Here is a 14539-nt window from a genome sequence, read left to right on the forward strand (position 1 = left end):
ACTCAATTCAAAGTCTTTAATTATATTAAGTATGCAAAAGTGACATTATATTGAGGATCCGAACTTGACGCGCGCAATTTTATAATTTATATTTGCATTAGACATTCATCCGGTACAATGACGATATTGTCGATGTAGTGTCTTACTGTTTTTTAATTTTGACTTTTTAAATTTAACAACGATGTATCCAGAATATTTAGTAGCTCCCATGCGTCAGGAACTGGTAGACGCAGGCTTCCAGGAACTTAAAACCTCCGAAGAAGTTGATTCCGCAATCCCTTCAGAAGGAACGGTTTTTGTCGTGGTAAATTCCGTATGTGGATGTGCCGCGGCCAATGCACGTCCGGCAGCGAAAGCAGCCGTTAAAAACGAAAAACATCCCGACAAATTAGTTACCGTATTTGCAGGAATGGAAAAAGATGCCGTGGATAAAGCCCGTCAATATATGTTGCCTTATCCTCCGTCTTCTCCGGCAATGGCTTTATTCAAAGATGGTAAATTGGTACACATGATCGAAAGACACATGATTGAAGGTCGTCCTGCTCAAATGATTGCAGACAATCTTGTTGCAGCATTTGATGAATACTGTTAACAACTACCTGTTGGTTTTTTGAATTTAAAAAGGCTTCTCTTTATCCGAGAAGCCTTTTTTATGCTTAGCTATTCAAAATCAACCGCCTTGTAATAATTATTCTTTCTGATCGGGAATTCGTTTCTCGACAACATAATCGTGTATGCCTGACCGGTTGCTACAACTGCACCCCGCTTGTCGGGGTTTGAAGGATAGGTCATACTAGAGGTATGCGAATAACCAATCATGTGACCTATTTCGTGTACCGTAATCTCACATACATCCTTAGTCAGGTAGTCTTTTAAAACATGGTTAGCCAATCCGAAAGTAGATCCTCCACCTAAGCCGGAAACATTGACTACTACGCCACAATGGAATAATGGAATATCGATTATCTTTTTAAAAACCTCTTGTTTTTGCTCGGTACTCATCGCTACATTATTGTTATCTGTAATTGGCTCAGCAATAAATGCGGTTTTGGTTGATTCTGCCTGAAACAAATACGCCAGATTGATGATGATCCCCGAAAATCTCCGAACATCTTTGGCATCGATATTATCCTTCCAGTTATTGCCCGGATCATCATTGGGGTCAAAATCATGGTATTTGATTTTCCATTTTAGTTTACCCAATAACTTCAGTTTTTTGATCAGGTCAGTCTCTCCGGTGAAATCAAAGGACACGTTTGCGATAGGGATACCTGTTGTTTTATACTGTGCTAAATCTACCTCCTGATCATCAATGTCGAGGAATTTTGTATCGCCATCGATGAATGGATATTTGATCTGTTGAACGGCATGTGCCCTGATCTTTCCAATATTAAAAAGTTTGATCGGCTTTGGATGCCCTTCGATGGTTACCAATATAGTAGCATTAACAATATCCGTTGGTGCAAAGTTGGCTACTTCCAGCGTAGTCAAATCTACGGCTTTTACCCGCAATACCTGCCCGATGTCATAGCGCCTTTCCTCCGAGGTAAGCAGTGCTATTGATTCTCCATCCTGGAACATCAAACTCGAATTGTTATCGTTGTCAAAATTAATTTCGATAGTTGTTGTTACCGGTGGTGGTTCAGGAGTTGGTTCAGGGGTTGGTTCAACAGGCTTCTCACAGCCATAAAATAGTGCAACCCAAAGAAATAAAATAATTTTTTTCATAACCGGACAATTTCGTTTATTGTTGATAAAGTTTAATGTTAGATACGTTAAATATATCAATAATATCTGATGATTCAAATTTGCTTCATCCCGAACAAGGAAAAAGCTATTGCGTGACCGCATCAGTCTCTCGTTGCCCGGACATACATTACGCCTAAAAAAAGGACTTCTCCGAATTGGAGAAGCCCTTTTTACGTTTAGTTTGTTCCTGTTTTAGTTTGTTCCTGTCCTTTTCACCGTTTCAACATCCGAAATGGTTATATTCATTTTGTGATCCCCCTGAGGTGTATAAAAAGTTTGCTCGCCTTTAGTTTTCGACTTAACTTCACTTAGAATTCCGGCTTTCGCATCCACCTTTATGTTAGTTTGGCTATCAAAAACTGCCGTAAGGTTAAAATCGCCCATTTCCTCCATACCCTCCGGTACCCCATCAACAATTGATTTCCCTGTGGCATCGATGTAGATCTGATCGCCATCAATGCGGTTAAGGGTGTAGTTAACCGTTGTTTTAGTGGTGATACCTTTTTTAAGATCTGTAATGGATCTGTCCCATTTAGCACCGGCTACCGGTGTTTGGTCCGAGATCGATCCACCAAAAGCACCCTCTACTCTTCTTTTCAATGCTTCATCATCCTGGGGAAAAAGATTGGTCCCCGGATCCAAAGGGCCCGGTTGTTTTTCCGCTGCTGCTCCTTTAGCGAGCCCCTCCTTAATAGCGGTTACTTTATGCGTGTTGGCATCGATGGTAAAAACATAACTTTTTCCTATCACTCCCTTTACCGCTTCGCCCATCTCTCCGGCCATGTCTTCCCCGTTCTGCGAATCAAAGGTAATTTCGCCCTCCGAACCAGGAGAACCCGCCTTAAACTTCAGGAAACTATATGTCACTTTCGCATCATAGGTCCCCCCACCGGCACTCAATATCTCATACGTAAAACCCACTATATTTTCGGTATGGTATTCAATTGTTTCTCCGCTCGGTTTCATGTCCTGACGGTGGGAGGTTCTTTTTAATTCCTGATGTAATTTATCACCTACCTTCAGGTTTATTTGTACTTTTTTTTGCGCCATCCCCTGCAATGCAGCCAGCACAAAAAACACGATCATTATTGCTTTGTTTTTTTTCATCAGTATATCTATAATTATAAGTTTAATCCGTTGTGCATTATTACTTCAACGCTGTCATCCTGACGGCAGTCCAATGTCGTTAAGTTAAGAACTAAATCGTTCTTTTTTGTCATACTGAGGCTTGCCGAAGTATCTGTTCGCTGCACAGAAAGGCATAGTTTACAGATCCCTGACTGCGGTCAGCATTAAAGCGCTTTACGATTTCATCATGCACAACGGGTAAGTTTAGTTTTTGTTTAGTTTTAATTTATCCTGAAAATCCCTCCGCTTGTTTCCATTTCTTTCTTCTTCGCCTCTATTTCTTTCTTGAATCCGTCCGGGCTTAGTTTTTTCCCTTCGGCAGACGGTTTAATATCCGCTAAAATTACTTTATCTGTAAGCGCTGTTGCCTTATACAGGATTACGGCAAAAGCAGTATTTTCTTCCAGTTCAAGCACTACACCCGGCAGTTGCCCCTGTACTTTCGGCGCTGCCGGTACAGGAATCTCTGTGGTAAACCATGCCGTCATCGTAGTGGTATCGGGCACTTCCACGGTGACCACCTTACCATCTTTCATCGAGCCTTGTATCCGCTTGCCAATAATGGTAGCGGTAGCCTTTTGACAGGTAAACTTTAAAATGGTCTTCTTTTCCCCACTCATTTTCCAATCCAGCTTCACAACAGGTTCATCTACCAGATACAATGTATTAAAAACATCTTTTTGAGTCGTATTCACCCCTGTTCCGAAATCACAAAACACCACATCGTTTACGCTGGCTCCAAATTCTATAGCTCCGCTAAATACCATACCTTTTATCTCCTCTTTCAGCTTTTTCATGGTCATTTTATTATTACCAAACAGCAATTCATATTTATCAGGCGGCGGTGCCGGGGCTTCTTCCCCACTCCCAATAACCATTCCATTACCTGAAATGGTGCCCGTCTTAACTTTCTCTTTATACGTTTTACTGTACTCATAAATTATTTTCCCTTCCTTTTGCTGGGCATTGCTCACAACGACAAACAGGGATAAAATTGTCGCGATCATCATCTTGTTCATATTCATATATTTTTTGTTTTGTTTATAATTATTTACTTAATAGTTCGTCCAGTTTCTTTTCAAGTGCATCGCCCCATAAATTCTTGGCAATGATGACCCCTTTGGGATCAAGTAGATAATTTTTGGGAATTCCACTGTTAATGCCATACGTTTTTAAGATACTATCCTTCTCGTCGAACACGTGCAGCCAATAGCTCTTTTCATCTACAATGGCTTTTTTCCACCTCGCTTTGCTGCTATTAAAAGCCAGCGATACCCCAAAAATGGTAAAGCCCCGGTCTTTGTATTTCTCGTAAGCCTTGGCCATGTGAGGAAATTCCATGCGGCAGGGACCGCACCAATCCGCCCATACATCCACCAGTACATACCGCCCCCGTAAAGAAGACAGAGAAAGATTCTGTCCCGATGTATCGGGCAGCATGATCTCCGGGGCTACCTTTCCCACTTCCGTAATGCCGTTCATCTCTATCGCCCTTTTCAGCCGCTGGGCAAAACCCAACGCTTTTACCTCCGGCGAAAGCTGCTCAAGCAAAGGGTATTGCAGGTCGTACTTGTACTCTTTGGTAAACCCTCCGATCTGGAACAATGCCCATAAAGACACCGGCGATCCTTGATTTTTTTTGATGTAGGGAACCAAAACACTGCTGTTCAAAACACTGTCCAATCCCCTCTCCGACCAATAGCCTATCGCTTTGTACTTAATGGAATCCCTTTGGTATTCTTGAAGACCGTAAGGAGCCGGGGCTGTTCCATTTTTATACATAATCAACCAGACATTCAGGTCCATCGCTTTTTGCGATAGGTTGTAAATGGAATCTTCGGTACGCTTCACCTCCCCCATTAGGTATTGGTAATCTTTGTTCCATTTGCCACCCGGCCCGCTTACCTGAGTATTGCCCAGGCTCTTGTCCGACCGGAGCTGCACATTGCCCGGTGTCAGGTACAGGTCGTAGCGATTGGCAGCTTCATCAAAATCGTTGTCTCCGGCCTTACCCTCGCCCTGCAGATGTATAATCGTAGGTTCGGTCAGGGATCCGCTGATGACATATTGTCCGTTCTTAACCTGCGCAACGATGGGTTCTGCATTGCCATAAGTAGCGGTCACCCGGACGATCCGGGTATTGCCTTTTATACTACCGGTAATCTTAAAGGGTTGCGGGGCCGACCGGGCATAGCTTACCCCTGTAAGTACAAGGCTGTACAGCACGGCTATTGCTATGTGGATAATCTGTTTCAATTGTTTTGTTTTTAAAAGTATATTGTTATTTCTTATTTGCTTTTTTCTTCGCCCAACAGCTCGTCCAGCGTTTTTTCCAGATCCATCACATTCCTGGCAATGATCACCCCGTTCGGATCCAGTAAAAAACTAACAGGAACCCCGGTGACCAGGTATAACTTATCAACCTCCTTGTTTTCGTCGAACACCTGATACCAATGGTTTCCTTCTTCTACAATCGCCTTTTTCCACTTGGTTTTATTTGTTCTCCAGGATACCGATACCCCCAAAATGGTAAAGTCCTTATCCTTGTATTTATTGTAGCCTGCCCTTAATCCGGGGAACGAAGCCCGGCAGGGACCACACCAATCGGCCCAAAAATCAATCAGTACATATTTGCCCCGCAACGACGAGAGGGAAAGCTGCCGCCCCGAGGTATCGGCGAGCGTAAAATCGGGTGCTACTTTACCTATCCGTAGCATATCTTCATGATAAAGCCTTTCTTTAAAGGCCTTGGCTACTTTCAGGGCCTTTATTTCGGGCGATAGCTGCTCGAATGCGGGAACCTGTAGCTCGCATTTAAACTTTACATCCTGCGCATTCCTGTTGATACCGCCCATATTCATCAAGGCCCACAACGCTACCGGCGAGCCCGGGTTTTTATTGATATACGGCATCAGAATTTCCTGTATTAACCTGTTTTCCTCTTCGCCCCTCAAATGGTTATTGTTCGATACCTTGTATGTTTTATCGAAAATATTGACCGCTTTGGCCAGCGACTGGTAATCCTTATCCCATAAGGCTCCGGTGCCACTTGCCTGCGTATTGTCCAGGTTCTTGGTCGACTGAAGTACTATTTCGCCGGGCACCAGGTACAACTCGTACACATTGGCTTTAAAATCAAAATCCTCATCGTCTTCCCGGCCATGGCCTTCCAAGTGCAAAATCGTAGGTTCACTAATGGAACCACTGATGGTGTATTGACCGTTCTTTACTTCAGCTTCATAGCTTCCAAACTCGCCATAACTTCCTGCTTTTCCACCTCCAGTCCATCTGCCAAGCACCTGGTAAGCGGTAATTTTCACGAGATTTGGGTTGCCGCTAATCTTGCCGGTAATTTTAAAGGGCTTTGCCTCCGGTGTTTGGGCATAGCTGATGCCTGTACAAAGTACAAGGCTTAACATAAAACAGCTGATTAATTTCATCACGTACTTCATTGTCTTTTCAATATGTTAATTTTAAAACCATTCTTATTTCCCCATTACTCCCCGAACAACTCTTTCAACTTCGCTTCCAAAGCCTCGCCACGCAGATCGCATGCAATGATTACCCCATTGTGATCCAGCAAAAAATTACGGGGAATGTAGCTTATCGAATATTCCTTAGTGGCTTTCTCTCTGTCGTCGAATACCTGTGGCCAATTGCATTGCTCTGCTACGATCGCCTTTTTCCATTTGCTTTTATCCGTATTCCACGGTACCGATACACCCAGTATGGTAAAGCCCTTAGACGCGTATTTGCTGTAGGCCTCACGCAAAAAAGGAAACTCTGCCCGGCAGGGCGCACACCAATCGGCCCAGAAATCGACCAGTACATATTTACCCCGCATAGAAGCCAAGGACAGGCGCTGCCCTAAGGTATCGGGCAGTACCATATCAGGGGCAACCTTGCCCGGAAAGGTAGCAGCCAACTTATCTAAGTACACTTTAAGCAGCCTGGCACCACTTAAGGCCTTTACCTCGTCTGTAAGCAGCTGGTACAAAGGAGACTGGATACTGTAGTTGATGGTCTGGCCTCGCTCCATATTCGTTAATGCCCATATCGCCAGCGGAGATGCCGGGTTTTTCTTGATATATGCTGTTAAAACAGCACTATCCAGTGTATTGTACACACTATTCGCTAAATCTCTTACTTCTTCATTCAGGATAGAATCCCTCGTGTATTCCTTTAGTCCATAACCCACTTCGCCCTTGCCCCTTCTATACAGCTCCATCTTGATATAGAGATTTTGTTGATCATTTCCGGTTTTCATGAATAAATCAAATGCGCGCTTTACCTCCCTAGCCAGGTACTGGTAATCCTTATTCCATAAGGCTCCGGTACCGCTTGCCTGCGTATTACCCAGGGTATTGGTCGACTGGAGTACCACTTCGCCGGGTACCAGGTACAACTCGTACACATTGGCCTTAAAATCAAAATCCATGTCGTCTTCCCTGCCATTGCCTTCCAAGCGCACAATCGTAGGTTCGCTGATGGAACCACTGATGGTGTATTGACCGTTCTTTACTTCAGCTTCATAATCTCCAAGCTCGCCATAGGCTACTTTTGATCCCCCAACACCCAACGCACCAATCTTATGACTGGCAGTAATGTTTACGAGCTTTGGGTTGCCACTAATCTTGCCGGTAATTTTAAAGGGCTTTGCCCCCGGTTTTTGGGCATAGCTGAGGCCTGTACAGAGTACAAGGCTTAACATAAAACGGCTGATTAATTTTATCACGTACTTCATGATATTTCTCTTTTAAAGTGTTACCCTGTATAATCTATATCAATTATTATTCCCCGAACAACTCTTTCAGCTTCGCTTCCAAAGCCTCGCCACGCAGGTTGAGCGCAATGATTACCCCATTGGGATCCAGCAAAAAACTACGGGGAACAGTGCTTATCGAATATTCCCTAGCGGTTTTCCCGCTTTCGTCGAATACCTGCGGCCAATTGCATTGCTCTGCTACGATCGCCTTTTTCCATGCGGTCTTATCTGTACCGGAACGTATCGATACGCCCAGTATGGTAAAACCCTTAGACGCGTATTTGCTATAAGCCTCACGCAAAAAAGGAAACTCTGCCCGGCAGGGCGCACACCAATCGGCCCAAAAATCGACCAGTACATATTTACCCCGCATAGAAGCCAAGGACAGGCGCTGCCCCGAAGTATCGGGTAGCACCATATCAGGGGCTACCTTGCCCTGCAAGGTAGTAGCCACCTTATCTAACTTCGTTTTAAACGACTTGGCAGCCCTTAAGGCCTTTACCTCGTCCGAAAGCAGCTCGTACAAGGGAGACTGGGTATCGTAGTTGATGATCTTGCCTCGTCCCATATTCGTTAATGCCCATATAGCCAGCGGAGATTCCGGATTTTTCCGGATATACGCAGTTAAAACATCACTATCCAGTGTTTTGTACACATTACTAAATGATTTTTTTGCTTTTTGGTACAGGATAGAATCCCTCGTGTACTCCTTCGGGCCATACCCCACTTCGCCCCTGCCCCTTTTATACAGCTCCATCTTAATAGAGAGGTTTTGTACATCATCCCCGGTTTTCATGAATAAATCAAGTGCGCGCTTTACCTCCCTGGTCAGGTACTTGTAGTCCTTATTCCATAAGGCTCCGGTGCCGCTTGCCTGCGTATTGCCCAGAGTATTGGTCGACTGGAGTACCACTTCGCCGGGTACCAGGTACAACTCGTACACATTGGCCTTCAAATCAAAATCCTCATCGTCTTCCCTGCCTTTGCCAACCAAGCCCACAATCGCAGGTTCGCTGATGGAACCAGTGATGGTGTATTGACCGTTCTTTACTTCAACTTCCCCCGACATCGCAATGGAAGGAGAGATCGCAATTTTTACGAGATTTGGGTTACCGCTAATCTTGCCGGTAATTTTAAAGGGCTTTGCCTCTGGTTTTTGGGCATAACTGATGCCTGTACAGAGTACAAGGCTTAACATAAAACGGTTGATTAATTTTATCGCGTACGTCATTCTATGATTTTTTTAAGGTTATACTTGTCCATCACTATTTTATCTGGTTTTTAGCAGTTCCAAAGCAGCGTCTGTTGCTGTATTGATATAAATATCGGTACTGATCCCGTTCAAAAACCCTTCTCTGTCCTTGGTACGATCCCCTACCGGGACACGTACCGACAGCTTCGTCTTTAACTGTGCCAGCGCTGCCGATTCCTGTATCCGCTTGGTTATTTCCTCCCGTGAGGCAACATACTCCTCCCAGTTCAGCGAAACAGGTTGCTGCCGGGCCTTCCTTAACCAAGCTTCGTTCTCGGCAATACGCTGGTAAATGGTATCGTTGTTTACCTCGGCCTGCATTTTCTTTTTAACCGATTCCAGATCGAAGCCAAAATTCCAGAAAGGATATTCTACCGCCGCAATGCTATCCCAGCCTATAGGATATTTCCTGTCGGCTTCCCGCATACCGCTGTAATTTTTGTAATCGGGCAGCAGCACATCGGGTATCACTCCTTTTTGCTGTACCGAATTACCCGTAACACCATAAAATGTCACGGTGGTCAACACCAGTTTCCCAAATGAAGAGCCACCGTTGTTATACACCGGAGCATAGGGATTCTTCCTGTCTAAAATGGGTACAGTCGCCTGTCCTACCCCTTTTCCACCGGTAGGAGCGCCTATCACTAAGGCACGGCCGTATTCCTGCATCACCTGTGTAAACATATCACCACATGATCTTGTAGCCGGGTTAACCAACAGCACCAAGGAACCCGTAAAATTCATATTCTTTTTATAGCTCGTCAGGATTTTTAGTTCTCCATCTTTCTTTCTGTTCTGAAAAAGGGGACTGCGCGACAGAAATTCGCCCATCGCAGCAATGCAGGCGCCCTCAGCCCCTCCCGGATTGTTACGCAGATCGATCACAAGAGCCGATACATTTTCGTTCTGCAATTTGGTCAAGGCTTTAACTATGTCGCGCGCCGTCTCATTGACAGGATCTGAATAGAAAGAGGGCAATAGGATATAACCTGTTTTCTGGCCGTTCTTTTCGATTACCGCGGTGTTGATCACGGAGCTGTTGAATGCAGAACTGCTGATCGTAGTTCCTCCCTGGGTTAACTGGACCCTTTCCAAGGTTACCGAATACCTCGAACCGTCAGGCCGCTCGCAGCCTAAGGTCACTTTCGTACCCTGGGTACCACCTATGAGGTCCGACACAAAATAATGTTCATAGCCCGAAATATCCTCCGCTTTGGATTTACCTTCTCTGACCGTAACAATGACATCGCCCACGTTCATCTTGCCCGATTGTGCTGCCGCCGCCCCGGCTACCATTGAAGTCACCTGCATCCTGCCCTCCACATCGGTCAGCACCACCCCGATACCGCCTCTAATTCCCGCAATACCGTCTTTTTTCTTCTTGGCACTCTGCTCACCGAGGTAGTACGAGTGGGCATCCAAAGTTTTGCAGAACTGGGTCATATAGTCGCCGAAAGAATCTTCACGGTCTCTCTTGGACCAAAAGCAGACCCGATAGCCCCTGAACCTTCTCCATACGGCGGCACGAGCCCGCTGTTCCAGTTCGGCCAGTGAAACATTTCCCTGAGCCATCATGATCTGATACATTTCGCTCTGTACCCGCATCGTGAACACCTGGCGCCATCTTTCCTTTTGTGCATCCAAACCATCCGGATAGCCATTCGGCGACTGATACTGTTCCCGTTTGGTAAGGTCTAACGGGCTGCTTAAGATCTCGTCCCAGATGGGCTGCATTTTTTTCAGGCGCTTCCTGAACAGTTGGTCAACTTCGAAAAAGAAACGAAGCGGTGCACCGTTAAATTCATCGTCGAGCCTGGTTTCATATTTCTTCCTTAAGTCCTCAACATCCCCCTGCAAAAAAATACCATGGTAACTGTCTAATGTACTCAGGTAATCGTTAAACAAGGTCTTCGAAAAGGTATCATCAACGTTGTTGCAGGTGTAGTGTATTTTTTTGGCGATCTTTGCCGATATATGCGCGATCGAATCAAAACGGCTTTGTTCTTTCCGGCTCTGGGCATGCACGCTTACCATGCCCACGATCACCATGAATAACGGAATTAAATAGTTTAGTTTACGTTTCATCTATTTTACTTTTTTTCTATCAGTTTCTCCAGCATCTTTTCCAACCTAAACACCTCTACATTTCTGGAGATAATAGTGCCATCCTTATCTATCAGATAACAACGGGGAATGCTACTTACCTGATAAAGTTTACCTATTTCATGTTTCTCATCCAACACCTGATACCAGGGCATTTTTTCTTCTTCTAAAGCTGTCTTCCATTGTTGCCCATTCTTATCAATAGAAACGCTGAGGATTTCGAACCCCTTATCCTTATACTTTTCGTAGATCTCTTTTAACATCGGAATTGTGCCTCTGCATGGGCTACACCAACTGGCCCAAAAATCAACCAGCACATATTTCCCTTGTAACGACGATAGCGAAACCAGTTTTCCCTGCTCATTGGGCAAGGTTATATCCGGCGCTACAATACCCTCTCCAGTTTTAGCGGTACGCTCCAGCATTTTAGCAAATTGCTGTAAAGGATAAGAATTCTTGATTTCGGGTGAAAGTAGATCAAACGCAGATTGAGTAAGGTTATATTCCATCGAACTCGCCACCACACCTAAAGCCGTATGCGTAACCGGTGAGTTGGGATTCTTCCGGATATAGGGAATCATTACATGGTGAATTAACCTTTGCTTGAGTGCCGGAACTTCATCGTTGATAAAACTCAACGTTGTCGAATCGCGCACATAGTTCGCATGGCTATAAGGCGGTTGCTCCCCGGCCGCGACGGCCTTCTCGTAGTTAGCGACCCGTTGGCTGGGCATCCGGAATTTATACATCAAATTACCAATCGAATCGCCATTTAACTTTATCTGTCGAGTCAATGCCCAATAATCCTTATTCCAGATCGTTCCCTCTCCGCTCAGTTCCATATTATTGAAAGTGTTAGCCGAGCTGATATTGATTATGCCGTCGGTGAGGTAAAGCTCGGCCTTGTCGCTTGGCATTACACCCTGTTTGGCCGATGGCTTGTATTTAACCGATATCGTGAACACCTGTGGCGCATAGATGGAGCCCATAAAGCTGTATGTGCCCTCGCTAATCCGGGCGGTATCGGTCATCTTTTTCCCCAGATTGGAATAACTAAGCAGCACCAGCTCTGCATCGGGCATACCGGTAAGTGTACCGTTAATCTGGAAGAGGTTGGGCGTTTGAGCCCTGACCATGCTTATGGTAACGATGAATACCGCAATTAAATATTTTAGTTTCAGTTGCATTTGTTTTTATTAGTTAGTTCAAGGGACTAAGGACAGCCTACTGCTCCAGCACACCATCTACTGTATAGCCTTCTCGGCGTAGGGCCGGGATAATCCCCTCATCACCAAATAAATGGGCTACACCTACGGCAAGGAATATTTGTTGTGTCTTCATTTTTTCCTGCATCCGGGGTATCCAAAGCTTGTTTCTGGTATCGAGCATCACCTTATCTTCCTTTCCCCTCCCCATAGTAGCCCTTATGATGCTGTCGAGCGAGATCATTTCTTGGTTAGCGTAAAATTTCATGATGTCGAAAAAATCGCGGTTCGCCTCCGGGTTCTTTACCCTGCGAATCGTCTCCAACAAACTTTCGGCCTGCTTCTTATACGGAATGCTATCGCTAAATGAGGCCTGCTCTTTGACACTGGAAATACCGCTGATAGGAAGGTTGTACGTATCTGCCAGTTCGTGCAGCTCTCCCTCCATGGAGGTCTTCTCTGCGCAAGTGAGAAAATTATTCGACACATCCCCTTGCAAAAGGAAAGGCCTTAATATCATCACCCTCTCCAACGGATATTTGCTAATCTCGGTGGTAAAATAATCGGTAATGATTTTCAACTGTTTCTTGTTTACCAGCTGCTTTAAATTGGTTCCATTGGCCATAGTGCTATTGCTCAGTCCCGCAACAATCATTGCGGCCGTATTGGTGATGTCTATTTCAAACATCACTTCGTTGCAGTCCTGCATGGCCTGTTTCAACGCCGGCGTAAGCACTTTTTCGGCATCCGCTTTGCAAATGGAATGGATGGTCCCGAAAATGTATGATGGTTTGCTCAGGCCATTGCCCGATACACGCCACAACAGGGTATTCGCCTCGGGAGCAACGCTGGCTTGCGCCGATACCGACAGCCCGCTGACGATAAAACCCAGTGAAAAAAAAACTGAACGGATAATCTTCTTCATAAATGATGGATTATACCGCCTGCCATAAAAAGCAGGCGGTAAAATATATACTATTTTCTATTTTAATACGCTGTCGATAGCCTTTTTCAAATGCTCGCCGATCTTGTCGGAACCGCCCATTTCAAAAAAACTAACTTTTGAATCCTTATCGATCACAACACTCGTAGGGAAACCCGTTATTTTATATTTATTGGCCAGTTTCAAGGTATTGGCAACAATGCGGTAGTCGAATTTATGCGTCTTTAAAAATTCGTTGATGGTTTTCTCATCGTCATTGCAAAGGGAGATAAATTCAACGTCCTTGCCTTTGTATTGCTCTACCAACTTGTTCAACAATGGCATCTCGGCCACACAAGGCTTGCATCTGGTGAACCAGAAATTGAGTACCACCACTTTTTTACCCTTATATTGCGACAGGCTTACATCAGCACCATTGATATCTTTCGCAGTGAAATCATCGGCTTTTTTCCCAATCGCAAAAACGCCTTCCACACCCTCAGGGGTGATTACCTTTTGTTGGAAGGAGGCTGTAGACTGCATGCTGCCACCATTATTGTCTCCATCGCTGCTAGCAGCAGCCTCTTCAATAAGGGCTGTTGCCGTCACCGTTTGCCCTCTTCCTTTTTTCTCCGCCAAGGTTGCCGGAACGAAAACGGAGACCTTGATCAGGCCTGTCTCGTCTTTATAATGCACTATCGAAAAATTCGCATCGTTCAAATATTTATTTACGGTCGGGTTTGGCGTTTTCCCATCCGGCAAGAAATAAGGAATAAATTTCCCCTTTTCGTCATAAAGGGCTGTTCTGGAAGGATTGAACATGACAATACCCGGCCCTAATTTGGCTGGTTTTTTGGTCAGGCCTTTTAGCGCATCTTCCAGCGTTCTGTTTGGATCAAATTGCAGGGGCATGTACTTGTCGGGACTACTCAAATCGGGTGCATTCGGATCTACTCCGCCCGGAAAATCCTCCCAGCCCATTGCTTCCTTAATCAATTTCAGCGCCTGCCGTTCATCGGGCGTACACTTGCGTACCAATATTGCCAAAACGGTATTTCTATCGCTTGGGTTTACATAGGAAACCTTGATATAATCGATACCAGCCGTATATCGCGCCAAATCTGACAAGGTAATTTGGCTACCGTCTTCGAAATAAATCTCTTCACTGTTTTCTATATCGAAACTCTTGTCTTGTTCGGGCGTAGTTTTAAACGGATCTAAGGGAACCAACCCTTTTAACTGTTCGATTTTATCGGCCGGCTTAGCCTCTTGTGCTTTCAGGCTTACTCCAAAGGCAAGGAATAAGACCAACAGGGAAAGGGGTATCAGATTTTTTGTTTTCATTGTTTTCATTGTCTTCGTATTTTTAATTAATGTTTAATTATTTAACTGCTTTTGATTGATTAACAGGTTAA

At 44.9% G+C, this 14539-nt stretch carries 12 protein-coding genes; 1 reads left to right on the top strand and 11 read right to left on the bottom strand.

Annotated elements, in window-relative coordinates; all coding sequences use genetic code 11:
- Positions 1-181 precede the first annotated feature (181 nt).
- Complete coding sequence (locus E4F24_RS12255) at positions 182-592, top strand: BrxA/BrxB family bacilliredoxin (protein WP_140939181.1); 411 nt, start codon at positions 182-184, stop codon at positions 590-592.
- Between the two features lie 68 nt (positions 593-660).
- On the opposite strand, the gene E4F24_RS12260 is transcribed toward E4F24_RS12255, so the two are convergent.
- From E4F24_RS12260 to E4F24_RS12310, 11 genes are all read right to left on the bottom strand, one after another.
- Positions 661-1728, bottom strand: a complete 1068-nt coding sequence (locus E4F24_RS12260) for a hypothetical protein (protein WP_140939183.1) — start codon at positions 1726-1728, stop codon at positions 661-663.
- Positions 1729-1941: 213 nt separating this feature from the next.
- Entirely contained in the window at positions 1942-2856 is a 915-nt protein-coding gene (locus E4F24_RS12265; RefSeq protein ID WP_140939185.1) for a hypothetical protein, read from the bottom strand.
- A gap of 242 nt (positions 2857-3098) precedes the next feature.
- Positions 3099-3902, bottom strand: a complete 804-nt coding sequence (locus E4F24_RS12270; protein WP_140939187.1) for a GLPGLI family protein — start codon at positions 3900-3902, stop codon at positions 3099-3101.
- 22 nt (positions 3903-3924) lie between these two features.
- Positions 3925-5133, bottom strand: a complete 1209-nt coding sequence (locus E4F24_RS12275) for a TlpA disulfide reductase family protein (RefSeq protein WP_140939189.1) — start codon at positions 5131-5133, stop codon at positions 3925-3927.
- A gap of 32 nt (positions 5134-5165) precedes the next feature.
- The gene (locus E4F24_RS12280) at positions 5166-6296 is read right to left on the bottom strand and encodes a TlpA disulfide reductase family protein (protein ID WP_181182470.1); all 1131 of its coding nucleotides are present in this window, start codon (positions 6294-6296) and stop codon (positions 5166-5168) included.
- A gap of 77 nt (positions 6297-6373) precedes the next feature.
- Positions 6374-7621 (bottom strand): TlpA disulfide reductase family protein, encoded by a 1248-nt coding sequence (locus tag E4F24_RS12285; protein WP_140939193.1) that lies wholly within the window; start codon positions 7619-7621, stop codon positions 6374-6376.
- A gap of 46 nt (positions 7622-7667) precedes the next feature.
- Positions 7668-8873 carry a TlpA disulfide reductase family protein gene (locus E4F24_RS12290; RefSeq protein WP_140939195.1) on the bottom strand — a complete coding sequence of 402 codons (1206 nt, stop codon included), beginning with the start codon at positions 8871-8873 and terminating at the stop codon, positions 7668-7670.
- Positions 8874-8912: 39 nt separating this feature from the next.
- A complete protein-coding gene (locus E4F24_RS12295) occupies positions 8913-10979 on the bottom strand; it encodes a carboxy terminal-processing peptidase (protein WP_140939197.1) in 2067 nt (688 codons plus the stop codon).
- A gap of 5 nt (positions 10980-10984) precedes the next feature.
- Positions 10985-12184 (bottom strand): TlpA disulfide reductase family protein, encoded by a 1200-nt coding sequence (locus E4F24_RS12300; protein WP_140939199.1) that lies wholly within the window; start codon positions 12182-12184, stop codon positions 10985-10987.
- 37 nt (positions 12185-12221) lie between these two features.
- Positions 12222-13127 (bottom strand): TraB/GumN family protein, encoded by a 906-nt coding sequence (locus E4F24_RS12305; RefSeq protein WP_140939201.1) that lies wholly within the window; start codon positions 13125-13127, stop codon positions 12222-12224.
- A gap of 57 nt (positions 13128-13184) precedes the next feature.
- The gene (locus tag E4F24_RS12310) at positions 13185-14468 is read right to left on the bottom strand and encodes a TlpA family protein disulfide reductase (protein ID WP_216629175.1); all 1284 of its coding nucleotides are present in this window, start codon (positions 14466-14468) and stop codon (positions 13185-13187) included.
- Between the last annotated feature and the right edge of the window lie 71 nt (positions 14469-14539).

Origin of the sequence: Sphingobacterium lumbrici (assembly GCF_006476045.1) — a bacterium.
GTDB classification, from domain to species: domain Bacteria; phylum Bacteroidota; class Bacteroidia; order Sphingobacteriales; family Sphingobacteriaceae; genus Sphingobacterium; species Sphingobacterium lumbrici.

Coding starts and splice junctions, on each gene's coding strand:
- E4F24_RS12255 (WP_140939181.1), top strand. CDS start 182: ATGTATCCAGAATATTTAGTAGCTCCCATGCGTCAGGAACTGGTAGAC.
- E4F24_RS12260 (WP_140939183.1), bottom strand. CDS start 1,728: ATGAAAAAAATTATTTTATTTCTTTGGGTTGCACTATTTTATGGCTGT.
- E4F24_RS12265 (WP_140939185.1), bottom strand. CDS start 2,856: ATGAAAAAAAACAAAGCAATAATGATCGTGTTTTTTGTGCTGGCTGCA.
- E4F24_RS12270 (WP_140939187.1), bottom strand. CDS start 3,902: ATGAATATGAACAAGATGATGATCGCGACAATTTTATCCCTGTTTGTC.
- E4F24_RS12280 (WP_181182470.1), bottom strand. CDS start 6,296: ATGTTAAGCCTTGTACTTTGTACAGGCATCAGCTATGCCCAAACACCG.
- E4F24_RS12285 (WP_140939193.1), bottom strand. CDS start 7,621: ATGAAGTACGTGATAAAATTAATCAGCCGTTTTATGTTAAGCCTTGTA.
- E4F24_RS12290 (WP_140939195.1), bottom strand. CDS start 8,873: ATGACGTACGCGATAAAATTAATCAACCGTTTTATGTTAAGCCTTGTA.
- E4F24_RS12295 (WP_140939197.1), bottom strand. CDS start 10,979: ATGAAACGTAAACTAAACTATTTAATTCCGTTATTCATGGTGATCGTG.
- E4F24_RS12300 (WP_140939199.1), bottom strand. CDS start 12,184: ATGCAACTGAAACTAAAATATTTAATTGCGGTATTCATCGTTACCATA.
- E4F24_RS12305 (WP_140939201.1), bottom strand. CDS start 13,127: ATGAAGAAGATTATCCGTTCAGTTTTTTTTTCACTGGGTTTTATCGTC.
- E4F24_RS12310 (WP_216629175.1), bottom strand. CDS start 14,468: ATGAAAACAAAAAATCTGATACCCCTTTCCCTGTTGGTCTTATTCCTT.